This is a genomic window from Nonomuraea sp. H19, from assembly GCF_052068215.1.
Classification (GTDB): domain Bacteria; phylum Actinomycetota; class Actinomycetes; order Streptosporangiales; family Streptosporangiaceae; genus Nonomuraea.
Genome location: NZ_JBQHCV010000012.1, coordinates 226243 through 252227, shown reverse-complemented (window position 1 = coordinate 252227; position 25985 = coordinate 226243). Strand labels below are relative to the sequence as shown.

At 70.2% G+C, this 25985-nt stretch carries 24 protein-coding genes; 10 read left to right on the top strand and 14 right to left on the bottom strand.

Annotated features, from left to right (window positions below; translation table 11 throughout):
- Positions 1–42: 42 nt before the first annotated feature.
- Genes ACTMTI_RS27265 through ACTMTI_RS27255 form a run of 3 tightly spaced genes read left to right on the top strand, consistent with a single transcriptional unit; the run spans position 43 to position 2872 of the window.
- The gene (locus ACTMTI_RS27265; protein ID WP_441123369.1) at positions 43–1158 is read left to right on the top strand and encodes a sensor histidine kinase; all 1116 of its coding nucleotides are present in this window, start codon (positions 43–45) and stop codon (positions 1156–1158) included.
- On the top strand, positions 1158–2276 hold the full coding sequence (locus tag ACTMTI_RS27260; RefSeq protein WP_441123368.1) for a sensor histidine kinase: 1119 nt from the start codon (positions 1158–1160) through the stop codon (positions 2274–2276). Before ACTMTI_RS27265 ends, ACTMTI_RS27260 begins: the two co-directional genes overlap by 1 nt.
- The gene (locus ACTMTI_RS27255; RefSeq protein ID WP_441123367.1) at positions 2273–2872 is read left to right on the top strand and encodes a response regulator transcription factor; all 600 of its coding nucleotides are present in this window, start codon (positions 2273–2275) and stop codon (positions 2870–2872) included. The genes ACTMTI_RS27260 and ACTMTI_RS27255 overlap by 4 nt, the downstream gene beginning before the upstream one ends.
- A gap of 28 nt (positions 2873–2900) precedes the next feature.
- On the opposite strand, the gene ACTMTI_RS27250 is transcribed toward ACTMTI_RS27255, so the two are convergent.
- Positions 2901–4151: a class I SAM-dependent RNA methyltransferase gene (locus ACTMTI_RS27250; RefSeq protein WP_441123366.1), complete on the bottom strand. Its 1251-nt coding sequence runs from the start codon at positions 4149–4151 to the stop codon at positions 2901–2903.
- A 63-nt stretch (positions 4152–4214) separates the two neighbouring features.
- Here ACTMTI_RS27250 and ACTMTI_RS27245 point away from each other — a divergent pair, with 63 nt between their 5' ends.
- Complete coding sequence (locus ACTMTI_RS27245; RefSeq protein WP_441123365.1) at positions 4215–5837, top strand: alpha/beta hydrolase; 1623 nt, start codon at positions 4215–4217, stop codon at positions 5835–5837.
- On the opposite strand, the gene ACTMTI_RS27240 is transcribed toward ACTMTI_RS27245, so the two are convergent.
- Positions 5830–7878: an APC family permease gene (locus tag ACTMTI_RS27240; protein ID WP_441123364.1), complete on the bottom strand. Its 2049-nt coding sequence runs from the start codon at positions 7876–7878 to the stop codon at positions 5830–5832. The two genes, ACTMTI_RS27245 and ACTMTI_RS27240, sit on opposite strands and share 8 nt — an antisense overlap.
- Positions 7879–7980: 102 nt before the next feature.
- Here ACTMTI_RS27240 and ACTMTI_RS27235 point away from each other — a divergent pair, with 102 nt between their 5' ends.
- The 3 genes from ACTMTI_RS27235 (at position 7981) to ACTMTI_RS27225 (ending at position 10122) form a co-directional block, all read left to right on the top strand.
- Entirely contained in the window at positions 7981–8646 is a 666-nt protein-coding gene (locus tag ACTMTI_RS27235; RefSeq protein WP_441123363.1) for a potassium channel family protein, read from the top strand.
- Positions 8646–9305: a potassium channel family protein gene (locus ACTMTI_RS27230; RefSeq protein WP_441123362.1), complete on the top strand. Its 660-nt coding sequence runs from the start codon at positions 8646–8648 to the stop codon at positions 9303–9305. The genes ACTMTI_RS27235 and ACTMTI_RS27230 overlap by 1 nt, the downstream gene beginning before the upstream one ends.
- A gap of 223 nt (positions 9306–9528) precedes the next feature.
- Entirely contained in the window at positions 9529–10122 is a 594-nt protein-coding gene (locus tag ACTMTI_RS27225) for a hypothetical protein (protein WP_441123361.1), read from the top strand.
- A 16-nt stretch (positions 10123–10138) separates the two neighbouring features.
- Here the strand turns inward: ACTMTI_RS27225 and ACTMTI_RS27220 are convergent, their stop codons facing one another.
- Positions 10139–11152 carry a TIGR01777 family oxidoreductase gene (locus ACTMTI_RS27220; protein WP_441123360.1) on the bottom strand — a complete coding sequence of 338 codons (1014 nt, stop codon included), beginning with the start codon at positions 11150–11152 and terminating at the stop codon, positions 10139–10141.
- A gap of 144 nt (positions 11153–11296) precedes the next feature.
- On the opposite strand from ACTMTI_RS27220, the gene ACTMTI_RS27215 reads away from it, so the two are divergent.
- A complete protein-coding gene (locus tag ACTMTI_RS27215) occupies positions 11297–13027 on the top strand; it encodes an HAD-IIB family hydrolase (RefSeq protein ID WP_441123359.1) in 1731 nt (576 codons plus the stop codon).
- A gap of 81 nt (positions 13028–13108) precedes the next feature.
- On the opposite strand, the gene ACTMTI_RS27210 is transcribed toward ACTMTI_RS27215, so the two are convergent.
- From ACTMTI_RS27210 to ACTMTI_RS27180, 7 genes are all read right to left on the bottom strand, one after another.
- Positions 13109–13780 carry a DUF3159 domain-containing protein gene (locus ACTMTI_RS27210; RefSeq protein ID WP_441123358.1) on the bottom strand — a complete coding sequence of 224 codons (672 nt, stop codon included), beginning with the start codon at positions 13778–13780 and terminating at the stop codon, positions 13109–13111.
- Positions 13781–13783: 3 nt separating this feature from the next.
- Entirely contained in the window at positions 13784–14170 is a 387-nt protein-coding gene (locus ACTMTI_RS27205; protein WP_441123357.1) for an OB-fold nucleic acid binding domain-containing protein, read from the bottom strand.
- Between the two features lie 29 nt (positions 14171–14199).
- The gene (locus tag ACTMTI_RS27200) at positions 14200–14838 is read right to left on the bottom strand and encodes a DUF3710 domain-containing protein (protein WP_441123356.1); all 639 of its coding nucleotides are present in this window, start codon (positions 14836–14838) and stop codon (positions 14200–14202) included.
- Between the two features lie 87 nt (positions 14839–14925).
- Entirely contained in the window at positions 14926–15357 is a 432-nt protein-coding gene (dut, locus tag ACTMTI_RS27195) for a dUTP diphosphatase (protein ID WP_441123435.1), read from the bottom strand.
- Positions 15358–15362: 5 nt separating this feature from the next.
- Entirely contained in the window at positions 15363–15914 is a 552-nt protein-coding gene (locus ACTMTI_RS27190) for a PaaI family thioesterase (RefSeq protein ID WP_441123355.1), read from the bottom strand.
- A gap of 11 nt (positions 15915–15925) precedes the next feature.
- Entirely contained in the window at positions 15926–17272 is a 1347-nt protein-coding gene (locus ACTMTI_RS27185) for an AI-2E family transporter (protein ID WP_441123354.1), read from the bottom strand.
- A 117-nt stretch (positions 17273–17389) separates the two neighbouring features.
- Complete coding sequence (locus ACTMTI_RS27180) at positions 17390–18628, bottom strand: MFS transporter (RefSeq protein WP_441123353.1); 1239 nt, start codon at positions 18626–18628, stop codon at positions 17390–17392.
- Positions 18629–18683: 55 nt separating this feature from the next.
- Between ACTMTI_RS27180 and ACTMTI_RS27175 the strand changes: the two genes are divergently transcribed.
- Entirely contained in the window at positions 18684–19202 is a 519-nt protein-coding gene (locus ACTMTI_RS27175) for an ArsR/SmtB family transcription factor (protein WP_441123352.1), read from the top strand.
- Positions 19203–19243: 41 nt separating this feature from the next.
- Here the strand turns inward: ACTMTI_RS27175 and valS are convergent, their stop codons facing one another.
- Positions 19244–21754: a valine--tRNA ligase gene (gene valS / locus ACTMTI_RS27170; protein WP_441123351.1), complete on the bottom strand. Its 2511-nt coding sequence runs from the start codon at positions 21752–21754 to the stop codon at positions 19244–19246.
- A gap of 79 nt (positions 21755–21833) precedes the next feature.
- On the opposite strand from valS, the gene ACTMTI_RS27165 reads away from it, so the two are divergent.
- Positions 21834–22118 carry a DUF4235 domain-containing protein gene (locus ACTMTI_RS27165; RefSeq protein WP_441123350.1) on the top strand — a complete coding sequence of 95 codons (285 nt, stop codon included), beginning with the start codon at positions 21834–21836 and terminating at the stop codon, positions 22116–22118.
- Here ACTMTI_RS27165 and ACTMTI_RS27160 read toward each other — a convergent pair.
- Genes ACTMTI_RS27160 through ACTMTI_RS27150 form a run of 3 tightly spaced genes read right to left on the bottom strand, consistent with a single transcriptional unit; the run spans position 22051 to position 25983 of the window.
- Entirely contained in the window at positions 22051–23484 is a 1434-nt protein-coding gene (locus tag ACTMTI_RS27160; protein ID WP_441123349.1) for an alpha,alpha-trehalose-phosphate synthase (UDP-forming), read from the bottom strand. The genes ACTMTI_RS27165 and ACTMTI_RS27160 overlap by 68 nt on opposite strands.
- A gap of 22 nt (positions 23485–23506) precedes the next feature.
- On the bottom strand, positions 23507–25039 hold the full coding sequence (locus ACTMTI_RS27155) for an FAD-dependent monooxygenase (RefSeq protein ID WP_441123348.1): 1533 nt from the start codon (positions 25037–25039) through the stop codon (positions 23507–23509).
- Positions 25036–25983 carry an MBL fold metallo-hydrolase gene (locus ACTMTI_RS27150; protein WP_441123347.1) on the bottom strand — a complete coding sequence of 316 codons (948 nt, stop codon included), beginning with the start codon at positions 25981–25983 and terminating at the stop codon, positions 25036–25038. The genes ACTMTI_RS27155 and ACTMTI_RS27150 overlap by 4 nt, the downstream gene beginning before the upstream one ends.
- Positions 25984–25985: the final 2 nt, after the last annotated feature.

Below are 25985 nucleotides of genomic sequence, written 5' to 3'. Positions count from 1 at the left end.
TTTCCGTGACCTAGCGGGCTCCTGTCAGCGGGGAAGGGGGCGATGGTGGCTCGTCCGGACACGGCGCGGAAACTCCTGATCTACTGGATGGACGGGCTCACCGTGTTCATGGCCCTGTTCGCCGTGGTGATCATCGTTGCGGCGGTGCTGGACGGCTCGATCTCCCCAGCGGTCGCGGCGGTCTCCCTCACGTGCCTGATCGGCTTCTACGCGCTCTTCCCCTTACTCCTCAGGGAGTCCTTCGACAGCCGGCCACGCCCCACACTGAAACTGCTGATCGCGGGGGTGTTCGCGGCGGGCTGCGTGGTGCTCATGCCGTACAACGAGTACGCCAGGGGCGTGTTGCTGCAACCGGAGCCTCTGTGGTTGTCAGCCGCCTCGCTCTACCTGCCGCTGCGAGCGACGGCCTGGCTCTCGGCGGCCGTCGTGACCGCGTTCACCGGCTACACCTCCCTGGTGACCGGCCAGGGGTGGCAGGGCGTCCTGCTCGGCAGCGCGCTCGCCACGGCCACCCTGATCGGGACCATGCGGCTGTGGCGCTGGCTCTGGTGGATGATCAGGGACGCGCACAACAGCAGGGAGGCCAAGGCGCGGCTGGCGGTGACCGAGGAGCGGCTTCGCTTCGCCCGCGACCTGCACGACCTGCTCGGGCACAGCCTGTCGGTGATCACGCTGAAGAGCGAGCTGGCCGCCAAGCTGTCGACCAAGGACGCGGGGCGAGCGGCGGGCGAGATGGCCGAAGTGCGCGAGCTGGCCGGGGACGCGCTGGCCAGGGTGCAGCAGGCCGTGCACGGCTACCAGGCACTCGACCTGGAGGAGGAGCTCGCCGGCGTCCGCGCGGCGCTGGAGGCGGCGGGCACCCGCTGCGTCATCGACGCCAGGGCCGACGGCCTGTCGCCGGCCGCCAGGTCGCTGCTGGCGTGGGCGGTCCGGGAGGGCGGCACGAACGTGCTCAAGCACAGCAACGCCACGCGCTGCGCCATCACCATCGACGGAGGCGTGCTGGAGATGCTCAACGACGGCGTGCGCGGGCAGCCCGCGGCGCCCGGCAACGGCCTGAGCGGCCTGTCGGAGCGGCTGGCCACGGCGGGCGGCTCCTTCTCCGCGGCGCCTACCCCGGCGGGCGAGTTCCTGCTGCGTGCGGCGGTGCCTGCGTGATGGGCAGGCTCGTCGACCGGCTGCGGGGAGCGACGAAGCTGGACAAGGTCCGCTGGCTGATCGTCTACTCCACCGACATCATCCTGCTGTTCGCACTCATGGGCTATGTCGAGCTGTACGCCCGCTGGGAACAGGGCATGCCGTGGCCCGCAGCCGTGGGCGGCGCCGTGCTGCTGCTGGTCTTCAACGTGCTGAGCACGCGCCCGTTCAGGATCGCCGTCAGAGGCGGAAAGCGGCCTACCGCGATCCTGGCGGTGTCCGGGGCGATCATCGCGGTCCTGTCCGTCTTCCCGCTCGTCTGGCCGATCCCGACGTGGCTGGGATTGATGACGGCGTTCGTCCGCATGCGCACCGCCATCGCCCTGTCCGTCACGTCGGTCGCGGTCATCACCCTCTATCTCGGCCTGGTCGCCGGGCTCGACCCGGTCATCCTGCTGTTGCCGCTGATGCAGGCGTTCTTCACGGTGGTCTCCGTCGGCGCCGTGTGGGCCAACCTGCGGCTCTGGCAGCTCGCCAAGGAGGCGCACGAGGGAGAGGAGGCACTGGCCAGGCTGGCGGTCTCGGAGGAGCGGCTGCGCTTCGCCCGCGACCTCAACGACCTGCTCGGGCAGAGCCTCACCGACGTCGCGACCAGGACGGCCCACGCCGAGCAGGCCCTGCGCGCGGATCCCGCGGCGGCCGCGGCCGAGATGTTCGCGGTACGCGAGCTGTCCAGGCGGTCGTTACGGGAGGTGCGCACCACTGTGCAGAACTACCGGGCCATCGACCTGGACGAGGTGCTCGCCAGCGTGCGGGCGGTGCTGGAGGCGGCGGACGTGCGCTGCACCGTGCGCGCGGACACGGCGTCACTGACGCCGGAGACGCGCACGCTGCTGGCCACGGTCGTCCGCGAGGGCGCCACGAACGTGCTCAAGCACAGCAGGGCCGAACGCTGCACGATCACGATCGAGAATGGGGTGCTGGAGATGTCCAACGACGGGGTGAGCGGGCCTGTGGGCGAGCATGCGCCCAACGGGCTCGCGGGGCTGGCCGACCGCCTGCGGGCGGCGGGCGGCACCCTCCGCGCGGAGCCGACTCGTGAGGGCCGCTACGTGCTGCGCGCGGCGGTGCCCGCATGACCATCCGCGTGCTGCTGGCCGACGACGAGCACCTGATCCGCGGCGCCATCGCGGCCCTGCTGGACCTCGAGGACGGCATCGAGGTCGTGGCCCAGGTGGGCAGGGGCGACGCCGTCCTGCCCGCCGTGGCCGAACACCGGCCCGACGTGGCCGTGCTCGACATCGAGATGCCGGGAATGGACGGCCTGAGCGCGGCCGAGCAGATCAGCTCCCAATGCAAGATCGTCATCCTGACCAGCCTGGGCCGCCCCGGTTACCTGCGCAGGGCCATGGCGGCGGGGGTGAGCGGGTTCCTCGGCAAGGACGCCTCGGCCGAGGAGCTGGCCATGGCGATCCGCAAGGTCCAGGGAGGCGGCCGCTACCTGGACGCGGAACTCGCCGCCGCGGCGATGGCGGCCGGCGACAGCCCGCTGACCGAACGCGAGCGCGACGCGCTGCGGCTGGCCGGCGACGGGGCCACGATCGCGCGGATCGCCGGCGAGCTGCACCTGACGGAGGGCACCGTACGCAACTACCTGTCCAGCGCCATGACCAAGCTCAACGCGCAAAACCGCCTGGAGGCCATCCGCACCGCCCAGCGCATGGGCTGGCTCTGACACCCAGCGACGTGCTGGTGGGTGTCACCTACGCCCTGACCAGCAGCCCCACGCACTCCACGTGGTGGGTCATCGGGAAGGCGTCGAAGGCACGCAGGTCGGCCAGGGCGTAGCCGCGTTCGGCCAGCCACTTCAGGTCCCGGGCGAACGTCGCCGGGTCGCAGGAGACGTACACGATCCGCCGCGCGTCCAGCGCGCTGACCCGCTCCACCACCTCGCGCCCCAGCCCCGACCGCGGCGGGTCCACCACCACCAGGTCAGCCCGCTCGATCTCGAACCGGTCGAGCGCTTCCTCCACCCGCCCCCGCTCCACCCGCGCCTGCGGCAGATCGCGCAGGTTGGCGCGGGCGTCGCGGACGGCGGCCGCCTCGGACTCCAGCCCGAAGACCGCCCCCTCCGGCCCCACCGCTTCGGCCAGCCCCGCCGCGAACAGGCCGACCCCGCAGTAGAGGTCGAGCGCCCATTCCCCCGGCTCCGGCGCCGCGTACGCCAGCACCGCGTCCAGCAGCGTCTCCGCCGCCCCCGGGTGAACCTGCCAGAAGCCGCTGCCCGCCACCCGGAACTCGCGCTCGCCCACCTTCTCGTGCACCATCCCCGAGCCGCGCCGCGCCACCGTGCGGCCCTTGCCCTGATCGAGCAGGATCGAGGCAGGCGCGTCGAGCTCGGGCACGGTGACGCTGCGCCGCGGCCGGGGCGAGACCACGACGGCCCGGTCACCGCCGGAGGAGGCGATGACCTCGACCCCGGCCGCGCCCGGCCACTCGTATTCCTCCGCACCCACCGCCTCGACTTCGGGATGGGCGATCAGGCAGGCGTCCACCACCTCGATCTCGTGCGAGCGGTGCCTGCGGAAGCCGAGCTCGCCGGTCGGAAGGGCGGCGAACTGCACCCGCGTACGCCAGCCGAGCCCGTCCTTGGCCCCCGGCACCTCCTCGACCACGACCTCGCGCTCGATGCCCGCGAGCCGGTGCAGCTGCTCGGCCACGACCCGCGCCTTGAGCCGGCGCTGGGCCTCGAGCGTGGCGTGCTGCCAGTCGCAGCCGCCGCAGCGGCCGGGGCCCGCGTAAGGGCAGGGCGGTACGACGCGGTCCGGCGACGCCTCGAGGATCTCCACCGCGTCGGCTCGCAGGAACCGGGTAGTCTCCTCGGTGACGTCGGCGATAACCCGTTCGCCCGGCAATGCGTGCCGGACGAACACCACGCGTCCTTCGTGGCGCGCCACACACCAGCCGCCGTGCGCGACCGGACCAACCGTCAGCTCGAGAGATGCCTGTTCCACATCGACACCCTATGCCCAGAACGAATGGCAACTTTCCGAGCTGATCTATTACGGTAGGTGATCGTGGACACGGCACGCGTGGTCCGGCGGCAGCCTGGCTTCGGAGGAACGCTGGTGGCCACGCTGTTCATCTGCGCGTCGCTGACGCCGTCGCTGCTGCCCCGCACCTGGATGTACCAGGGGGTGATGGGCGCGATCACCGGCATCCTGGGGTACGCCGTCGGCGCGTCGATCGGGGCGCTGGCCCGGGCGGTGATCTCGTACCGGCTGCCCGAGGGGACTCGCCGCCTCGCCTGGCGGCTCCTGATCGTCGGCTGCGCGGCGCTGGCCGTCGTGACGTTGTGGTACAGCTTCGGGTGGCAGCGCGAACTGCGGGCGCTCATGGGCATGGACACCCGCATCGCCTGGTTCCCGATGCTGATCACGGCTGTGACGGTCATCCTGTTCACGCTGAGCCTGCTCCTGTCCAGGCTGGTACGCCTGGGCGGCCGCAAGCTGATCGCCTGGCTCGACCGGTTCGTCCCCTTCTACGTGGGCCACGCCCTCGGCGTGCTCGCCATCGGCGTCATGGTCGTGGTCTTCGCCGACGACGTGGTGTTCACCGGGTTCGTCGCCAAGGTGAACGAGGTTTACTCGATCACCAACGAGGGCTCCTACCCGGGCGTGCGCAAGCCCACGTCGAGCCAGCTGTCGGGCGGTCCGGGCTCGCTGGTGACCTGGGAGTCGCTCGGCAAGGAGGGCCGCCACTTCACCGGCACCGCCATCACCCCGGCCCGGCTCACCGCCTTCTCCGGCCGCCCCGCCACCCAGCCGATCAGGGTGTACGTCGGCCTGGACGCCACCTCGCCCGAAGCGCAGGCCGCGCTGGCGGTGCGCGAGCTGGAGCGCACCGGCGCGTTCGACCGCCCCGTGCTCGCCGTACTCGGCACCACGGGCACCGGCTGGGTCGATCCGCACATCTCCGACACGCTGGAGTACATGTACAACGGCCGCTCCGCCATGGTCGCCGTGCAGTACTCCTACCTGCCGAGCGGGGCGTCGTTCCTGGTGGACAGGGAGAAGGCGACGGCGGGCGGGCGGGCGCTGTTCGAGGCGGTGCGCGCCAAATGGGCCCGGCTGCCGGCCGCTCACCGGCCACGGCTGGTGCTGTCGGGCGAGAGCCTGGGCTCGTACGAGATGGAGAAGGCGCTCGGCGACCTGAGCAACCTGGCGGACGGCGCGCTGTTCGTCGGACCGCCGAACGCCAACCCCATCTGGCAGCGCGTCACGACCGGCCGGGACCCCGACAGCCCCGTGTGGCGGCCGGTCTACCAATCAGGCAGGACGGTCAGGTTCGCCCAGCAACCCGCCGATCTGGGGCAACCGGCCGGGCCCTGGCCGCACCCGCGCGTGGTCTACCTGCAGAACACCACGGATCCGGTCGTGTGGTGGTCGCCCGAGCTGATCTACGACAAGCCGGAGTGGCTGGAGGGCGAGGGGCGGCCGCCGGGCGTGAATCCGGAGATGAACTGGTTCCCGCTGGTGACGTTCTGGCAGGTGCTGGTGGACATGACGGCCGCGCTGTCCGTACCCGCCGGGCACGGGCACCGGTACGGGGCCGACATCGCGGACGGCTGGGCCGCGGTCGTGGCTCCGCCGGACTGGAGCGCGGACGACACCGGCCGGCTGCGCGCCCTGATCAGCTAGTCCTGATCTGATCTTCCTCGTCCTTGACCACCTGATGCCAGGGACGGCGCACCGACCCCGGCGCGAACGGTTCCGGCTTGCCCTTGAGCCGGTCGGAGGAGTGCAGCTGCCACGGCACGCTCGTCACCATCACGCCCGGCTTGAACAGCAGCCGCGCCTTCAGCCTGAGCGCGCTCTGGTTGTGCAGCAGGTGCTCCCACCAGTGGCCGACCACGTATTCGGGGATGAAGACCGTCACCACGTCGCGCGGCGAGCGCCGCCGCAGGTGCTTGACGTAGTCGAGGATCGGCTGCGTGATCTCCCGGTACGGCGAGTCCAGCATCTTCAGCGGCACCGGGATCCCCCGCCGCTCCCATTCCGCCTGCAACTGGCGCGCCTCCTCGCCCTCCACGCCCACGGTGATGGCCTCGAGCGAGGACGGCCTGGTGGCGCGCGCGTACGCCAGCGCCCGCAGGGTCGGCTTGTGGATCTTGGAGACGAGCACGATCGCGTGGTTGCGGGCGGGCAGCATGGTCGGCTCGTAGTCCTCGGTGATCGCCAGCTCGGCCGCCACGTTGTCGTAGTGGTGCCTGATGCCCTTCATCATGAGGAACAGGATCGGCATCGCGATCACCACGATCCACGCCCCGACCAGGAACTTCGTCAGCAGCACGACGATGAGGACGAGTCCCGTCATGACGCCGCCGAAGAAGTTGATCACCCGGGAGCGGTGCATCTGGTGGCGTGTCTTGGGGTCGGTCTCGGTCTTCAGATGGCGGGTCCAGTGGATGACCATGCCGGTCTGGCTGAGCGTGAACGACACGAACACGCCGACGATGTAAAGGTTCAGCAGCCTGCTGACGTCGGCATCGAACCCCCACAGCAGCAGGCACGCGGCCGCCGCCAGGATGACGATGCCGTTGGAGAAGGCCAGCCGGTCGCCGCGCGTGTGGAGCTGGCGCGGCAGGTAACGGTCCTGCGCGAGGATCGAGCCGAGCACGGGGAAGCCGTTGAAGGCCGTGTTGGCCGCCAGGAAGAGGATCAGCGCCGTAACCGCCGAGATCACCACGAACGGCAGCGACCCGCCGCCGAACACCGCGTCGGCCACCTGGGAGATGATCGGCTGCTGGTAATAGCCGGGGCCGACGGGCGTGCCGTCCGGCCTGAGCAGGTCCTCTGCGACCACGGAAGGCTCGGCCACCTTCACCCCGGAGGCCAGGCCGAGCGCGATGATGCCGCCGAACATGGTGATCGCGACGAGGCCCATCATGAGCAGCGTCGTGGCGGCGTTCTTGCTCTTGGGCTTGCGGAAGGCAGGCACGCCGTTGCTGATGGCCTCCACACCGGTCAGGGCCGCGCAGCCGGAGGAGAACGCGCGCAGGATCAGGAAGGCCGCGGCGAAGGTCGTCAGATTGGTCTGCTCGGGCTCGATGGTGAAGTGGGCGCTCGGCGCCTCGAGCTGGTCACCCAGCACCAGCAGCCGGTACCCGCCCCAGACGATCAGGCCCAGCACGGCGATCATGAACGCGTACGTGGGGACGGCGAAGGCGGCGCCCGACTCGCGGATGCCGCGCAGATTGATCACGGTGAGCAGGATGACGATGCCGATGGCGACGGCAGGCTTGTGCTCGGCCACGAACGGGATGGTGGCGCCGACGTAGTCGACGCCGTTGGCCACGGACACCGCGACGGTCAGCACGTAGTCGACCATGAGCGCGCTGGCCACGGTGAGCCCGGCGTTCTTGCCGAGGTTGGTGGTCGCGACCTCGTAGTCGCCGCCGCCGCTGGGGTAGGCGTGCACGTTCTGCCGGTACGACGCCACGACCGTGAGCATCACGATCACGACGGCGATGGCGACCCAGGGACTGTAGGCGTAGAAGGAGACTCCGGCCAGCGACAGGATGACCAGGATCTCCTGCGGGGCATAGGCCACGGAGGAAAGCGCGTCGCTGGCGAAGACCGGCAGGGCGATCCGTTTGGGGAGGAGTTGCTCATGGAGCTGCCCGCTTCGTAGGGCGCGCCCCACGAGCAAGCGTTTGACAAGATCCGTTACCTTCGCCACGTAACGAGATGCTAGCCCTATATGCAGGCACTAAACGAGGTGCTCCCCCAGTCACGCCATACTGGAGTCGAGCAATCGGCCGACCGCGAGATGCGGGGGGATATGCATATAGTGATCATGGGGTGTGGCCGGGTGGGTTCGACCCTCGCGCACATCCTCGAAGACAGCGGCCATTCCGTCGCCATCATCGACCGCGACCCGCAGGCGTTCCGTCGGCTGCGCGCCGGGTTCCGCGGGCGGCGGGTGACGGGCGTGGGCTTCGATCGCGACGTGCTGACCGAGGCCGGCATCGAGTCCGCGGCGGCGTATGTCGCCGTCTCCAGCGGTGACAACTCCAACATCATCTCCGCCCGTGTGGCCCGCGAGACGTTCGGTGTGGACAACGTGGTGGCCCGCATTTACGACCCCCGCCGGGCCGAGGTCTACCAGCGGCTGGGCATCCCGACGGTGGCCACCGTGCGCTGGACCGCCGACCAGATCATGCGCCGCATCCTCCCCGAGGGCGCCGAGCCGCTCTGGCGCGACCCCACGGGCACCGTCGTCCTGGCCGAGGTGACCGTCAACCCGACCTGGATCGGCACCCGCGTCGTCGACCTGGAGGAGCGCGTACGCACCCGCGCCGCCTTCATCAACCGCATGGGTGAGGCCGTGACCATCACGGAGGACACCGTGGTGCAGGAGGGCGACGTGATGCACGTCATCGCCGCGGAGAACGACATGGACCGGATCAACAAGGTGCTCGCCGCGGCACCGGAAGAGGAGCATTGATGCGGGTCGCCATCGCAGGGGCGGGCGCCGTCGGCCGTTCCATCGCTGCCGAGCTCCTGGAAAACGGCCACGAGGTCCTGCTCATCGACAGCGACCCCAGGGCCATCAAGATCGACAGCGTGCCGCGCGCCGAGTGGCTGCTCGCCGACGCCTGCGAGATCGCCTCCCTCGACGAGGCCGGCCTCAACAACTGCCACGTCGTGGTCGCCTCCACCGGCGACGACAAGGTCAACCTGGTCGTGTCGCTGCTGGCCAAGACCGAATACGGCGTGCCACGCGTGGTGGCCCGCATCAACCACCCCAACAACGAGTGGCTGTTCAACGAGTCGTGGGGCGTGGACGTGGCCGTCTCCACCCCGCGCCTGCTGAGCGCGCTGGTGGAGGAGGCGGTCAGCGTCGGCGACCTCGTCCGCCTGATGACCTTCCGCCAGGGCCAGGCCAACCTGGTCGAACTCACCCTGGCCGAGGACGCGCCGGTGGTGGGGCAGCGGGCGGGTTCGGTGCCGTGGCCGGTGGACGCCGCGCTGGTGGCGATCCTGCGCGAGGGACGGGTCATGGTGCCTACGGCGGACGATCCGCTGGAGGCTGGGGACGAGCTGCTGTTCGTGGCCAACCAGGAGGTCGAACAGGAGCTGGCGCACTTGCTTTCCCAGCATTGAGCCGTACGCCGGCATCAGGGCCGGGCATTCGACAGCCCTCCTCAGACACGCGCACCCGGATGTCGGCGCGCCCGCACCTGCGGGTGACCGGCAGATCACGCTGAAGCGTGGCCGGCCGGGCGGGTGCCCCGTGCGCGCAGGCGATGAGACAGCCATCCCAAGTTTCCGGACGCCTTGGACGCAGACCCTTAGCGCCCGCAAGCCCGGCCGCCATAGTCAGACCATGACCAATACCTCCCCCGGGTACACAAACGGCCACCGGCACAGCACCATCCGTCGTATCGCGTCGGCGGTTGCCGGCCGCTGGCCGACCTTTCTAGGGATCGCCCTCGCCGCCTCGACGCTCTTCGACGAGGACGGCGGGCCCGGCGGGGCGTTCATCGTGACCGTCGCCGCGCTGTCGTACCTGACCGTGGCGGTCCTCGACCGGCCCAGGGCCGTCTGGCTCGTGGTGATCGCGCTGTCCGCCATCGGAACGGCCGCCGACATGGCAGGCATCGGCTACTGGCTCGTATTGGGCCCGATCGCCGTCCTCGCGACCCTGGTCGGGCTGGTACGCGGCCAGCTGCGCAGACCCGGTCTCTTCTTACTCCAAGCACCCCAAATGCTGGCCGTCAGCGTGGTGGCGCTCACCGCCGAGTACGGCGGCCTGGAGTTCGCCGGTTATCTGGTGGCCGCGGCGCTGATCGGTCACGCCGTCTGGGACGTCGCCCACTGGCGCGCCAACAAGGTCGTCGCCCGCTCCCTGGCCGAATTCTGTTTCGTCCTCGACGCGCTGCTCGGCCTGGGCATCATCATCCTGCTCCTCTTGGCGTGACGAACCCGCGCGGGCGTCACCCGCAGCGCCGGCTTCGAGCCCACGCGGCCCGCAAGCCGGCCAGCACCTCGTGGAAGCTGGTGAGGCCAGGCCCGCCGCGCACGCGCCGCACGAGGTCGTCGGCGGCCTCGGGCCACTGGGCGTGGTCGAAGGCGAAGCCCGCTTCGAGCAGGCGGCCGGGGACGACTCGGCGGCTTTTCAACAGGAGTTCGGTGTCCGAGCGCAGCACGAACGCACCGAGCTCGGCCATCCACTTCGTTGCCGGCAGACCCACCGGAACACCCCACGCGGCGCGCAGCACGCGCATGAACGTGCGCTGTGGTAAAGGAACGGGAGCGGCCAGGTTCACCGGCCCGGCGAGGTCGTCCCGGTCCGCCAGGAACTCGACGGCGCGGACAAAATCGCGGTCGTGGATCCAGGACACGTACTGCGCGCCGCCCGCGACCGGGCCGCCGAGGCCCAGCCTCACCAGCCGCAGCAAGACGTCGAAGACGCCGCCGCGATCGGGACTCATCACCATGGCCGAGCGCATGCTGACCTTGCGCGTGTACGGGGTTTCGGCTCGCTCCTGCGCCCGCTCCCACGCTTTTGCGATCTCGACGCTGTAGGCCCAGTAGCCCGGGACGCCGGATTCGGTGCCGCCGAGCGCGCCGGTCGCCTCGTCGTTGGGCGCGTCGAAGCGGTGGGAGTAGACAGTGGCAGTGCTCATCTGCAACCAGACCCGGGGAGGCCGCACGGCGGCTGCGATCGCCTCACCCACAACCCGGGTGGAGTGCACGCGCGAATCCATCATGGCCTGCAGATTGGCTGCGGTGTAGCGACAGCTGACGCTGCGTCCGGCCAGATTGACCACGATGTCGCTGCCGTCGATCTCCTCCGCCCATGGACCCAGGGTCTTACCGTCCCAGCCGACTTCACGGTCGCGCACCGGCCGTCTGGTCAGGACCACGACTTCATGGCCTGCGGCGGTCAGCGCGCGGTTGAGGATCATGCCTACCTGCCCGGTTCCCCCGGGTATCACTACCTTCATCAGGCTTCCCCCTATGGGGACGAGCCTAGCGCGCGAGTTGAACACGTTCAAAAGTCTGGTGGCGATGCTGATGCCGGTGAATGCGGACCGCACCGACGACCCGGACGGAGGGTTCGCCCGCCTCAGCCGGGTAGTGGGCAGATCATGCGTTACCACGTGCTGGCCTGTGACTACGACGAGACCCTGGCCAGGCACGGCCAGGTGGACGAGGAAACGATCCGGGCGCTGGAGCGGCTCTCCCGCGCCGGCATCAAGCTGCTGCTGGTCACCGGGCGCGAACTCGAAGACCTGCTGACCGTCTTCCCGCACCCGGGCCTGTTCGACCTCATCGTGGCCGAGAACGGCGGCCTGCTGTACGACCCGCACCAGCGCACCGCCGACCCGCTCGCCGATCCCCCTCCCCCGGAACTGGCCGATCGGTTGCGGCGGGAAGGCGCCAGCCCGCTGGGGGTCGGGCGGGTGCTGGTCGCCACGCGGGAGCCGTACGACGTGCAGGTGCTCACGGCGATCCGCGAGCTCGGCCTGGAGCTGCAGGTGATCTACAACAAGGGCGCGGTCATGGTGCTGCCTTCTGGCGTGAACAAGGCGACCGGACTGGAGGCCGCGCTGGATCGGCTGGCGTTGTCGGCGCGTAGCGTGGTCGCGGTCGGCGACGGTGAGAACGACCACGCGTTCCTGGCCGCCGCCGAATGCGGCGCCGCCGTCGCCAACGCGTTGCCCGCGCTCAAGGACGCCTGCGATCTGCGGCTGGCCGGGGAGGCGGGCGACGGGGTGACCGAGCTGGCCGAGATGCTGCTGTCGGGCGATCTGGACGCCGTGGCGGTGCCGCGCCGGCACGTGCTGCTCGGTCATGACGGCGGGGAGGAGGTACGGCTGCCGCCGTACGGCGCCGGGCTGCTGGTCGCCGGGCCATCGGGCAGCGGCAAGTCCACGGTGACCACGGCGCTGCTCGAACGGCTCACCGGCGAGGGATACCAGTGCGCGATCGTCGACCCCGAGGGCGACTACGCCGAGTACCCGGGCGTCACCGTGCTCGGCGACCCGGACCGGGTGCCGGGTGTGGAGGAGGTCCTGCACGTGCTGGAGCAGCCCGCGCAGAGCGTCGTGGTCAACCTGATCGGGCTGCAACTGCGGGATCGGCCGACCTACTTCGCCGAGTTGCTACCCAGGCTGGCCGGGCTGCGGGCGAGGCTCGGCCACCCGCACTGGCTCATCGCCGACGAGGCCCATCATTTGATGCCCGCCGAAGTACGGCAGGCGCCGCTCAGCGAGGCCGGCGACATCGGCGCGTTCCTCCTGATCACCGTGCATCCCGACGCGGTGAGCCCGGCCGCACTGCGGCTGGTGACCAGCACGGTCGCGGTGGGCAAGGAGCCCGCGGACACGCTGGCGGCCTTCGCCGCCGCCCTCGGGCACGACGCTCCCACGCTGCCGGACGGTGAGGCGGGTGAGATCGCGTTGTGGCACATCGGCGAGGCGGCCGCGCGGCACGCCGCGCTGGCTCCGGCCCGGGTGGAGCGTACGCGGCACCGGCGCAAGTACGCGGCGGGCACCATGGCCAAGGACAAGAGCTTCTACTTCACCGGCCCCGGCGAGCGGCTGCGGCTGCGGGCGCGTAACCTGCACACCTTCGTCGAGCTGGCCGAGGGCGTGGACGATGACACGTGGCTGCACCACCTGCGCAGACAGGACTACTCCACGTGGATCCGGGACGCCCTGGGCGACGCCGACCTGGCGAGGGAGGTGGCGGCGCTGGAGAGCGAGAGCGGTCTCGCTCCGGCGGAGAGCAGGCGGCGGGTCGCCGATCTCATCGGCGACCGTTACACCCTCCCCGCCGAGCCCACCGACTTCGACCCCGATCACCACGACCGCTGACCCGCCGACGAGCGCAGCGTCCGGCCGACGAGCGCAGCGTCAGACCGGCGAGCGCAGCGTCGGGTGGGGTCGGCACGCGGGTCAGGCTGGGGCGACCGGGGGCTTGAGCGGGGTGCGGCCGCGGCCGAGCACCCACAGCATCGCGCCGAAAGCGGCCACCTGGAGCGGCCACCCCATCGCGATCTTGGCCAAGCCGAGCGCGGCGACCGCCTCGTCGCCGCCCCCGAACAGGTAAACAGGCCCCTGCACCGCCACCCGCACCGCGCATGGCAGCATGAGCAGCCAGGTCAGGCGCATGCAGAGGCGCACGATGCCCGGGTCGCGGCGCCAGGCGGTCGGGTCACCCGTGACCGAGCCGATCAGGAACCCGACGACCGGCCACCGGCTGACGATCGACACCAGCATCGCCACCATGTAGCCGGCGTTCCACAGGATGCCGGGCAGGAAGTAGTCCTTCGCGTCACCCGTACGGCTGGCGAAGAACGCGCCGATCGCGATGCCGATCAGGCTGTTGATCACGAACTGCGGCGTCGACCGCTGCACGATCCTGGCCAGCAGCAGCAGGACCGCCAGCGAGACGCTGATGATGAGCGACAGCTTCAGGTCCTCAGTGGTGATCCAGGACAGCGTGAACGCGATCGTCGGGATCGCCGCCTCGATGATGCCGCGCACACCACCCAATGCCTTGGCGAGCTGGGCTCGCACCGCGGCCTCGACGGTGTCGTGGGCGACCTCTTCCGCCTCAGCACTCACTGATCAGCTCCCTGGCCGCAGCTCGTAACGTGGATTGAACATCACTTTGCGCCCGTCCTGCATGCTGACCAGGCCCTCAGCTTTGACCGTGCGGCCGGGCTCGATGCCGACGATCTTGCGACGGCCGAGCCAGACCAGATCGATCACGTCTGAACCGTCGTAGAGCTCGGCCTCGAGAGCAGGGGCGCCGCCCCTCGGACGCAATGTCACCGTACGTAGCGTACCCGCCACGCAGAAACGCCGGCGGCCGCCACACGACGCGATCGGCGTCGCGCCGACTTCGTCGGCGTCTTCCCGCAGTTCCTGGGCCTCGATTTCGGACTGGGGTGATGCCAGCCGACTGAGGAACCCACGCAATCCCCCGCGTTTCGGAGGCTCTGCCGTACTCATGATGACTCAGCCTATGCGAATGTCAGCTCTTAGCGAATCTCGCTGATTTCGGGCCCTCGTCTGAACGGGTTGAGGCCGGGCCGCTCGCCGGCCGTCTCGCTCGCCTGCTCGTTGGGGCGGCGCAGCGGAATCGGCTCCTCGCGGGCCATCGGCTCGTCGCCGCGGACCACCACGACGTCCTTGATGAAGTCGACGAACGCTCCGGAAACCGCTTCGTCGTCCGCGCCCTTGCCGGAGATCACCGCGAGCAGGAACCAGCGCGGGCCGTCGATGCCGAGATAGCGGGCCGGCCGGGCGGTGCCCTCGACCTTGATCTCGCCGCTCAGCTCGCTGCCGAACGGCCCCTCCCGCGTTTCCAGGTTCTTCGCCTGCGCCGAGATCTTGGTCTTGACCTCGTCCCACAGCCCCGAGCTGCGCGGCGCGGCCAGGGCCTGCAGTTGCAGCGTGCTTTCCTGGTAGAGGACGACGACGCCGACATGCTGATCTCCGACCGAGGCCAGCCGTACGTCGAAGTCCGGGTTGTGCGGCAGCCGCAGGCCGCCCAGATCGATCCTGTCGGTGTCCGGGTGGGGCTCGTCGGCGTCCCACGGGCCGGACTCCCGCATGGGGGCGGCCGGCTCCTGCTCGGCCACCTGTTCCGGCTGCTCACGACGACGACGTCGGAACACTTTCCTCACTCTCCCTGCTCACCGGGCCGCCTGACGGCCCTGTTTGCCTTTTCCGGCTGCCGTCCGGCAGCCGGCTCCCTCACCAGGTCAACGTCCTGTAGAGCCGAACCCATTCGCGCCGCGCACCGATCCTGGCAGGCGCTCGACCTCGCAGAACGCCGCGCGCTCGACCCGTTGGATCACCAGCTGCGCCACGCGGTCGCCCCGCCGCAGCCGGAACGGCTCCTTGGCGTCGGTGTTGATCAGCGTCACCTTGATCTCGCCCCGATAACCGGCGTCAACCGTGCCGGGCGCGTTGACCATCGTGACCCCGTACCTGGCCGCCAGTCCCGAACGCGGATGTACGAAGGCCGCATAGCCATCGGGAAGGGCGATCGCCACCCCCGTCCCGACGACGGCCCGCTCCCCGGGCAGCAGCTCGACGTCCTCGGCCGCGTAGAGGTCGGCGCCCGCGTCTCCCGGGTGGGCGTAGGACGGCATCGGCAGCTCGGCGTCGAGCCGGTGGATGAGGACCTCCATGTTGCTCAAGGATTCACCTCGTAGTCAGGATGTTCTGCGGCGATGGCGGCCAGATCGCCGTGCTTGGCGAAGTGCTCCATGCTCACCTCGATGAACAGGGCTGCCGCCCGGACGGCGACCGGTCCGTCGGGGGCGCCGATGCGCCCCTCTGCCTCAAGGTACGCCTTCCTGCCCGCGATGCCGTTGCACCAGGCGCGCAGGTGGAGTGTCGTGCCCACGGGAACGGGGAGAAGGTAGTCGGTCTCCAGCCGTCCTGTCACATATGGCTTGTGGAAGAGGTAGACGGACATTCCGAGGACCTCGTCCATGGCGGCGGCCAGCACGCCGCCGTGCGCCAGCATCGGCGCCCCCTGGTGCGCCTCGCCCACCGTGAACTCCGCCTCCACGGTGGTGCCGTCGGGCGTCCTGGCCTTGAGGTGCAGGCCGGTCGGGTGCTCGGAGCCGCAGCCGAAGCAGTGGCGGTAGTGGGAGCCCAGGGCGGCACCCGGCGGCGTGCCGGGGTGCACCGCGGGCGCGCCGGCGTCCGGTGGCGGGGTGGTGAGGGAGGAACGGGTCACGGATGACGAGGCTACTCGCTGTCCACCCGCCGACTGTCGTCAGTCCTCACCCCGCCCGCCGCCGAGGGCGCGTCATCCGGGTGGTCCCCCGGGGAGCCGCCATTCTTGCCACGGGCCCGGCCCTTCTCCCCCTGGGGCCTGCCGTTCTCCCCACGTGGCCCAGGGCGCCGCTCAGCGCCCGCCTCCGGGCCGCCCTCACGCGGCTCGTCCTCACGGTGCGGCCCGGCTTCGCCCGGCCCCACGCCCTCACCGTGCGGCCCGGCGCCCTCGCCGCCGGGTGCCTCCTCATGGGGCGGCGGCAACTCGGGCGGTTTGTGGCGGAGCTCCGGCAACGCCCGATAGAGCACCGCCGCCACCGGCACCGCCACGGCCGCTCCGGCGATGCCCGCCAGGATGCCCCCGATGGCCAGCACCAGGATGATCGCCAGCGGGTGGAAGTTGAGCACCCGCCCCACGATCAAGGGCTGCAGGACGTGGTTCTCCAGCTGCTGCTCGACGATGAGGATCCCGAGGAAGACCAGCGCGAGAACGAACCCCCTGGCGCCCAGCGTGACGAGGGTCGCGATCGTGCCGGCGAAGAAGATGCCGACGATCGGAATGAAGCTGGCGAAGAAGATCAGGACCGCCAGCGGCGCCCACAGCGGCACTCCCATTCCGGCCAGCACGATGCCCATGACCAGCCCGTGAACCGCGGCCACGGCCACGGTGCCCTGCACGTAGTGGGAGAGCGTGGTCCACGCGGTCCGCCCGGCCCGGTCCACGCGCGGCGCGACCCTGCCGAAGCCCCTCAGGAACCATCCCCAGATCCGGTCGCCGTCCTTGAGCAGGAAGAACGTCACGAACAGCATGAGCACGATGGAGGCGAGCACCTCGAAGGCCACCGCGCCGGCGCTCAGCACGGTGCCGGTGATGGCCGAGCGCTGCGCGTTGACCATGGCGGCGATCTCGTCGACGTATCCGGTGATCTGTGCCTGTTTGAGGTGCAGCGGGCCCGTGATGAGCCACTCCTGTACGTCTCTCGCGGTCGCCTGCACCTGGTTGACCAGGTTGGGGAACTCCTCGCTGGCCCGCGCCCCGACCAGCCAGCCGGTGCCGACGAGCACGGTCAGGGCGACCAGCATGGTGAGCCAGGTGGCGTAGATCGGCCGCATGCCGGCCCCGCGCAGGCGGTTGGTCAGCGGGAACAGCAGCGCGGTCAGCAGCAGCGCGATCGCCACCGGCAGGGCCACGAACGAGAGCCGGGCGATGACCAGGGCGCCGAAGTAGACCACCACGCCGACGAGGATCAGGCACACGCACCATGCGGCCATCTTGGCCAGCACGGGCGGCACGAGTTTGGTTGGGCGGTCGGGCAGCACGGTTCAAGCCTGGCACGTCCTGGCCCAGGATGCGCGCCTATAAACGATCGCCGCGGCTCACGAGGCGCGGATCGGGCCCGGGCGACGCCCTCCGGCCGCCCGGCGGCAATGCCGGCGTCAGGATCCGGTATACGACGATCTATCGGCCGGCAGCACGCGCATCGTGCGCAGGGGCGAGGTGAACAACCACAGGAACGCCAGACAGGACCCGATCGCGGCGATCAGGAGCGTGTTCCTGACCCCCATCACCTCACCCAGCGCGCCGCCGAGCAGCCCGCCCAGCGGCAGGGTGCCCCAGACCAGGAAGCGGATGGTGGCATTCATCCGGCCGAGGAGCGGCTCGGGCGTGATGGACTGCCGGAAGCTGAGCTGCGTGACGTTGTAGACCACCACCCCCGCCCCGACGAAGAACTCGAACAGCACGAACAGTCCCAGCCGCCAGTCGGCCTCCATCCAGGGCAGCACGAACGTCAGCGGCGCCGGCACGGCGATGCCCAGCCACATGGCCGGGCCCTGCCCGAGCCGGCGCACCAGCCTCGCGTTGACCATCGCGCCGGTGATCCCGCCGAGCCCTCCCACGGCTGTGAGCAGCCCGATCGCGCCCGCGCCCAGGCCGAGTTCCCTGGCCAGCAGCAGCAGGATCAACGGCTGAGACATGGCCACGAACAGGTTCGCGGTGGCCGTGCAGCCCGCGATGCGACGCAGCAGCGGCTGCCCGAGGACGAACCTGACTCCTTCGGCGATCTCCTTGCCCAGACGGGTGCGGCGTGTATCCTGCCGCGGCTCCGGCTTGCCTATCATCGCCAGGCACAGTGCTGACCAGGCGAATCCGGCCGCTGTGGCGACCAGCGCGAAGGGCGCGGTGAAGAGCTGGATCAGGTACCCGCCCGCGCTGGGCCCACCCACTTGCGCCATCGTGCGCACGACCTCCAGAGCGGAGTTGCCCTCGACGAGCCGCTCACGCTCGACCAAGTGCGGCAGGTAGCTCTGGTACGCGACGTCGAAGAACACGGTGAACACGCCGAGAACGAGCGCGACCGCGTACAGCTGGTGGATCGACAGCGCGTCGAGCCACCACGCGATGGGGACGGAGGCGAGCGCCAGGGCCCGCCCCCAGTCGCTGACGATCATCACGACGCGCTTGCGCAGCCGGTCGACGATCGCGCCGGCGGGCAGTCCGATCATCGCGAACGCCAGGGTCTGGCAGGCCGCCAGCACGCCCAGCTCAGCGGGCGAGGCACGCAGGGCCGAGACCGCGACCAGAGGCAGGGCCAGCACGAGGGCCTGGGCGCCCGCCTGGCTGGCGGCGTCGGCCAGGAACAGTCGCCGGAAGTCTCGGTCACGCAGCAAGGTCACGGCATGAGACTCCACGACCGATTGATAAAAGTCAATCGGTTATAGAGTGACCGTCATGGGCACCCATCTCCGCCCCGCCACCGAAGCCGAGGCCCGCGCGCTGGCCTCCGCCATCCGGTTGCGCATCCTGCGGCTCTGCCTGGACCAGGCGCTCACCAACAAAGAGATCGCCGGCAGGCTGGGCACGAACCCGGCGACCACGCTGCACCACGTACGCAAGCTCGTCGGCACCGGCTTCCTGGCCGCCCAGCCCAGCCGCCCCGGCCCGCGTGGCTCGACCGAGATCCCCTACCGGGCCACCGGTAAGTCATGGGAGATGGACGTCCGTGAGAGCGGCGTGACCGGGGCCAACGCGGCGATCCTGGACGCGTTCTTGGAGGAGGTCAGGCTGGTCGACGTCGAGGAGGGCGAGTTCACCAGGCTGGGACTCAGGCTCACCGCCGAGGGGCACGCCGAGCTGCTTCGGCGGCTGCGGGAGGTGCTCGACGACTTCCGGATGCGGCAGCCGGCGCCGGACGGGGAGGCGTACTCGCTGTTCCTCTCCCTCCACCGCGACGTCACCCGGGACACGTAAAAGGCGGGGGGACGCCCGGCGTCCCCCCGCCATCCCGGACGTCAGCCCAGGTGGACCTCGACCTGGAGCTCGTCGCCGTGGTCCAGCACGAACTCCTCCACGTTGCCCGCCGCGCACAGGTCGTCCTGCGCCTGCCGCACGAGCTCGGCCTCCGGCCCCGTGACGGTCAGCCGGGACACCTCGGCCCGCATCGACAGCTTGGCCTCGGACTTGGCCTTGCGGATCCGCCCGAGCACCTCGGAGGCCACGGTCAGCACCGCCGGGTCGCCCGCCCCGCGCTCCAGGGCCGACGGCCACGGGGCCCGGTGCACCGAGCCCTCGCGCCACCAGGACCACACCTCTTCTGTCACGAAGGGCAGGAACGGCGCGAACAGCCGCAGCAGCACGTCGAGCGCCTCCCGCAGCGCCGCGTGCGCCGACGCGGCGGCGGCGCCGGACTCGTAAGCACGGGCCTTGACCAGCTCCAGGTAGTCGTCGCAGAACGCCCAGAAGAAGCGCTCGATGGCCTCCAGCGCCCTGGTGTGGTCGTAGGCCTCGAACGCCTCCCCCGCCTCGCGCACGACGTCCGACAGCGCCGCCAGCATGGACAGGTCCAGCGGCGCGGTGACCGATCCCTCGCTCTCGGCCAGGCCGAGCACGAACTTCGAGGCGTTCAGGATCTTGATGGCCAGCCGCCGTCCGATCTTGAGCTGTCCCGCGTCGAAGGCGGTGTCCACGCCATAGCGCCCGTTGGCCGCCCAGTAGCGCACGGCGTCGGAGCCGTGCTGCTCCAGCAGGTCGAGCGGGGTGACCACGTTGCCCTTGGACTTCGACATCTTCTTGCGGTCGGGGTCGAGGATCCACCCGGAGATCGCGACGTCGCTCCACGGCAGCTCGTCGAACTCGTAGTGCGACCTGACCACGGTCGAGAACAGCCAGGTACGGATGATCTCGTGCGCCTGCGGCCGCAGGTCGGCGGGGAAGACCCGCTTGAACAGGTCGTCGTCGCTCTCCCAGCGGCCGGCGATCTGCGGCGTCAGCGACGAGGTGGCCCAGGTGTCCATGACGTCCGGGTCGGCCATGAACCCGCCGGGCACGCCGCGCCGGTCCTCGGTGTAGCCGGGCGGCACGTCGGAGGACGGGTCGACGGGCAGCATGTCCTCTGACGGCACGATCGGCGCGTCGTGGACGGGCTGCCCCGACTCGTCGATCGGATACCAAACCGGGAAGGGGACGCCGAAGAACCGCTGGCGGGAGATCAGCCAGTCGCTGGTGAGCCCCTCGACCCAGTTGTCGTAGCGGACCCGCATGTGCGGCGGGTGCCACATCAGCTCGCTCCCGCGCTCCAGCAGCCGCCGGCGCAGCTCCTCGTCGCGTCCGCCGTTGCGGATGTACCACTGGCGGGTGGTGACGATCTCGAGCGGCTTGTCGCCCTTCTCGTAGAACTTCACCGTTCGCTGCACGGGCCTCGGGTCGCCCTCGAGGTCGCCGGACTCGCGCAGCAGCTCCACGATCCGCTCGCGCGCGCTGTGCACGGTCTTGCCGGCCAGCTCTTTGTACGGCTCCGCCTCCACGCCCTCGGGCGGCTCGGGCAGCAGCCGCCCGTCCCAGCCGATGACCGGCCGGGTCGGCAGGTGCAGGTCCCGCCACCAGGTGACGTCGGTGATGTCGCCGAAGGTGCAGATCATCGCGATCCCGGTGCCCTTGTCCGGCTCGGCCAGGCGGTGCGCCAGCACCGGCACCTCGACCCCGAACAGCGGCGTCAGCACCGAGGTGCCGAACAGCGGCTGGTAGCGCTCGTCGTCGGGGTGCGCGACCAGTGCCACGCACGCCGGGATCAGCTCGGGCCTGGTCGTCTCGATCCAGACCGGCCCCTGCTCACCGTAGAACGAGATGCGGTGGAAGGCCCCGGGCCACTCCCGGTCCTCCAGCTCGGCCTGCGCGACGGCGGTGCGGAACGTGACATCCCACAGCGTCGGCGCCTCTGCGAGGTACGCCTCGCCGCGCCGCAGGTTGCGCAGGAACGCCCGCTGCGACACCGCGCGCGCCTCGTCGCTGATCGTGGTGTAGAGCAGCGACCAGTCCACCGACAGGCCGACCCGCCGCCACACCTCCTCGAACGCCTGCTCGTCCAGGGCGGTCAGCTTGTGGCAAAGCTCCACGAAATTGCGCCGCGAGATGGAGATCTCGCGTTTGCCGGGCTTCTCCGGTGGAACGAAGTCCGGGTCGTAGGGCAGTGACGGGTCGCAGCGCACGCCGTAGACATTCTGCACCCGCCGCTCCGTGGGCAGGCCGTTGTCATCCCAGCCGATCGGATAGAAGACAGACTTGCCGATCATCCGCTGATAGCGGGCCATGATGTCGGTGTGGGTGAAGGAGAAGACGTGACCGACGTGCAGCGACCCCGACACGGTCGGCGGCGGCGTGTCGATGGAGTAAACCTGATCACGCGGCTTGGACCGGTCGAAGCGGTAGGTGCCGTCGGCCTCCCAGCGAGCTACCCATACCTGCTCCAAGCCGTCGAGGGTCGGCTTTTCCGGCATGGTGGCATGGCCTAGTCGCTGTTGAGTCATGCCTCCATATGGTACGGCTTCGCAGGCCTGGCAAGCGGTAGAGACTAGTGTTCGTTACAAATGGGGAAGGGAGATCGGGATGGCGGATGACAAGCCCGACATGGCCTGGCGAGTCATCGGCGGCCTGGTGGGCCTCGCGACCGCCTGGGCGGCGAGGAAGATCCTCGGGTTCGTCTGGGTGAAGACGACCGGCAAGGAGCCGCCGATCGACACAGACTCGCCCGAGGTCAGCCTGGGCGAGGCGATCGGCTACGCCGTCCTCATGGGCGTCGGGATGTCGGTGGCGCAGATCGTGGTCAACCGGACCGCCAAGAAGCGCTACGACGCGTGGAAGTCGCTGAAGCAGGTGACTCCAGGGCAGTGAGAAACTCGCTCGCCCAGCGGTCCACGTCGTAGGTGGCCACCCGGCGGCGCATCGTGCGCATCCGCCGGGCCAGCTCGTGCGGCGTGGCCCGCATCGCGGCCAGCATCTGCCTCTTGACGTCTTCGACGTCGTACGGATTGACCAGATAGGCCTGGCGCAGTTCGTCGGCCGCGCCGGCGAACTCGCTGAGCACCAGCGCCCCGTGCAGGTCGTGGTGGCAGGAGATGTACTCCTTGGCCACCAGGTTCATTCCGTCGCGCAGCGGCGTCACGATCATAACGTCGGCGGCGAGATAGAGCGCGGCCAGCTCCTCCTGGTCGTAGGACTGGTGGAAATACTGGACCGGCTGATAGCCGAGCTGCGCGTGTTCCCCGTTGATCCGGCCGACCTGCAGCTCGATGTCGTCGCGGAGCCGGCGATATTCGTCCACCCGCTCCCGGCTCGGCGTGGCGATCTGCACGAACACCGCCTCGCCGGCCTTCAGCCGTCCGTCCTTCAGCAGCTCCCCGAACGCCTCCAGCCGCTGCCCGATGCCCTTGGTGTAGTCGAGCCGGTCGACGCCGAGCAGCACGTGCTCGGGGTCGCCGAGCTCCATCCTGATCTCCTTGGCCCGCGCCACGATGTGCGGCTCGCGTACGAGGGCGTCGAGCTGCCCGAAGTCCACGGAGATCGGGAAGGCCTGCGTGGTCACCACCCGGTCGTCTAGGAAGATCTCGTTCCCCTTGTACGGCAGCCCGAGCAGCCGCCGGCACAACCTGCGGAAGTTCGAGGCGCCGCCGGGCAGCTGGAAGCCCACCAAGTCGGCCCCGAGCAGCCCTTCGACCAGTTCCTTGCGCCACGGCAGCCGCCAGAACAGCTCGGTCGGCGGGAACGGGATGTGCAGGAAGAACCCGATCCGCAGGTCCGGCCGGAGCTTGCGCAGCATGGCGGGCACGAGCTGGAGCTGGTAGTCCTGCACCCAGACGACCGCGCCCGTCTCGGCGGCCTCGGCGGCGGCGTTGGCGAAACGCTCGTTGACCTCGCGGTAGGCCTCCCACATCGCCCGGTGGTAGACCGGCGGCGCCACCACGTCGTGGTAGAGCGGCCAGAGGGTGGCGTTGGAGAAGCCTTCGTAGTAGAGCTCCACTTCACGCGCCGACAGGGGGACGGGGATGAGATTCATGCCGCCCTGCTCGAACGGCTCCAGCCTCTCGTCGGGCGCTCCGTGCCAGCCGGCCCAGGCTCCGTGGCGGCGCTGCATCACCGGCGCGATCGCGGTCACGAGCCCGCCGGGACTCCTGCGCCACGAGGCCGCTCCGTCAGGCCCGATCATCCTGTCCACCGGCAAGCGGTTCGCGACGATCAGAAACGAGCTCCGGCCAGTCACGCAGTTCCTCCTCATTTGGGGGTCAAGTGTCGGTCGAGCCGCCGAGCGCGCGGCTCACGGCGACCGCCACCGACTCCGGCCCCGCATGGGGGATGATCGCGGCGATGTGGGAATCGGGCCTGATGAGCCATGCCTCATCGGGCCCGGCACCGAGCCTTGCAGCGAGCGAGCCAGTCCCATCGATCTCCGCGAGCCCGCGCACGGCGAGCGGCGCCGTAATGACCTTGCCCAGGACCTGCATAAACAAACTCGAATCGCACATTTCGCCCAGAAGAGCTAGGAATCCATCCCGGCACATCTCGCGCAGCCGTCCTCCCGGCAACGCCATGTCGGGCAGGATCACGCCGGGCGCGGGCGCGCACAGCGCCCCCTTGGGCGGCCGGCCCTGGAACGGGCGCGTCGGCTCCGGCGTGGTGAGCGGAGAGCCGACATACCAGTACGGCTCCGCGAACCGCCCCGAGTCGACCTCCGCGACCAGTCCGCCCTCCAGCACCGCCCGCCGGCGCATCCGCTCCTCCACCGTCCTCGGCGCCAGGAACCGCATGGTGGCGGCGGTGACCTCAAGGTTCTCCAGCGCGGCAGCGTGCCGCTCGACGTGGTAGGACTCCAGCAGTTCCTCCCCCGCCCAGCCGTTGAGCACGAAGGCCAGCTTCCAGGCCGCGTTCTCGGCGTCGGGCACGCCGGAGTTGAGCCCGCGCGCGCCGAACGGGGCCACCAGGTGGGCGCAGTCGCCCGCCAGCAGGACCCGGCCGACGCGCATGCGGGAGGCGATGCGGGAGTGAAAGCGGTACGTGCTGTGCCAGAGCAGCTCGTACGGATGGTCGCCGATGATTTGCCTGATTTTTCGCGAAATATCGGTCTTTGTTGGGATGAAGTCTGGCGCGATCTGCCAGTCGATCCGGAACGTGCCGCCGGGGCAGGGATGGATCAGCACCTGGCGGCCGGGATTCCAGACCGGGTCGAAGTAGAAGCGCCGCTCGTTCTCCCAGCCGGGCAGGTCGGCCTTGATGTCGCAGATCAGGAACTGGTCGTCGAACGTCTCCCCGTCGAAGGAGACGCCGAGCGACTGGCGTACCTGCTGGGCTCGGGCGCCCGCGCAGGCCAGCACGTAGGGGGCGCGCAGCAGCCGCTGCCCGCAGTGGACCGTCACGCCGCAGGCGTCCTGCGTGAGCCCTGTCACCTCGTGGTTCCAGCGGACCTCGATGAGCGGCTGCGCGGCGATGGCCGCGTCGAGGATCTGCTCGGTGCGGGCCTGCGAGATGTTCACGAAAGGCGGCAGCGACCCCTCCCGCTCGAACGACCAGGAGAACAGCTCGCGGTCGCGGTAGTAGGTGCGGGCGGTGGTCCAGGTCAAACCCTCCTCGGCCACCTTGCCCGCGCCCACGGCGGCCCAGATGTCCAGCACGTCGCGCTGCTGGCAGATCGACCGCGACCCGGCGGGGTCCCGCCCCGGACGCCGGTCCAGCACCAGCACCTGGATGCCCCAGCGGGCCAGCAGCAGCGCGGCGCTCTGCCCGACCGGGCCCGCGCCGATCACGATGACCTGCGCGTTCATGACTGGAGCTGGTCCCAGACCGCGCGGTCGCGCTCGGCGGTCCAGACGCGCGGCCGCTCGACGCCGTGCAACTCGTCCCACAGGCGGGAGACGTTGAACGGCAGGCAGTGCTCGAAGATCGGCCATCCGCCGTAGCGGGGCTCCAGCGCCCGGTGGGTCCGGTCGAACGCCTCCTTGAGCGTGCTCGCCGCGCCGACCTCGCGCAGCATCACAGCGAGGAAGTCGCGGGTCTGCGCGATGGCCGCGGCCACCTCTGCCTTGCCGTACGCCACCGCTCCCCTGCCGCCGACCAGCGTCTCGGCTCCGAACGACGCCACCCGGTCGAGAGTCGCCGACGACCATTCGCGGTGGAAGGCGTCGCCGGTGTAGAGGGCGGCCTGCGACTCGACCAGGTCGCCGGCGAACATGATCCGCCGCCTGGGCAGCCACGCCACCAGGTCGCCCTCGGTGTGGCCGCGACCGCAGTAGGCCAGCACCAGGTCGCCCCGGTCGCCGCCCAGGTCGATGGTGAACCGGTCGCTGAACGTCGCCGTCGGCCACGTCAGCCCCGGTATCGACGCCGGCTCCTTGAACAACCGGGGCATCCTGGCGTATTCGCTGGCCCAGTCCTGCCGGCCGCGCTCGGCGATCAGCTCCCGGGTCTTCTCGTGCGCCACGATCACGTCCGCCCCGAACGCCGACGCGCCCAGCACCCTGACCGCGTGGTAGTGCGACAGCACCAGGTATCTGATCGGCTTGTCGGTGTGCTCGCGCAACCGGATGAGCCATTCGCGGGCGGCCACGGGCGTGGCCAGGGCCTCGAAGCAGACGAGGAAGTCCTCGCCCTCGATGGCGCCCACGTTGGGGTCGCCTTCGGCGGTGAGCGCGTACACGCCGTCCGCCGGCACCTCCAGCGACTGACTCTTCTCCGCGAGATCCGCCGACGAGGCGAACGGCTTGGCCATGG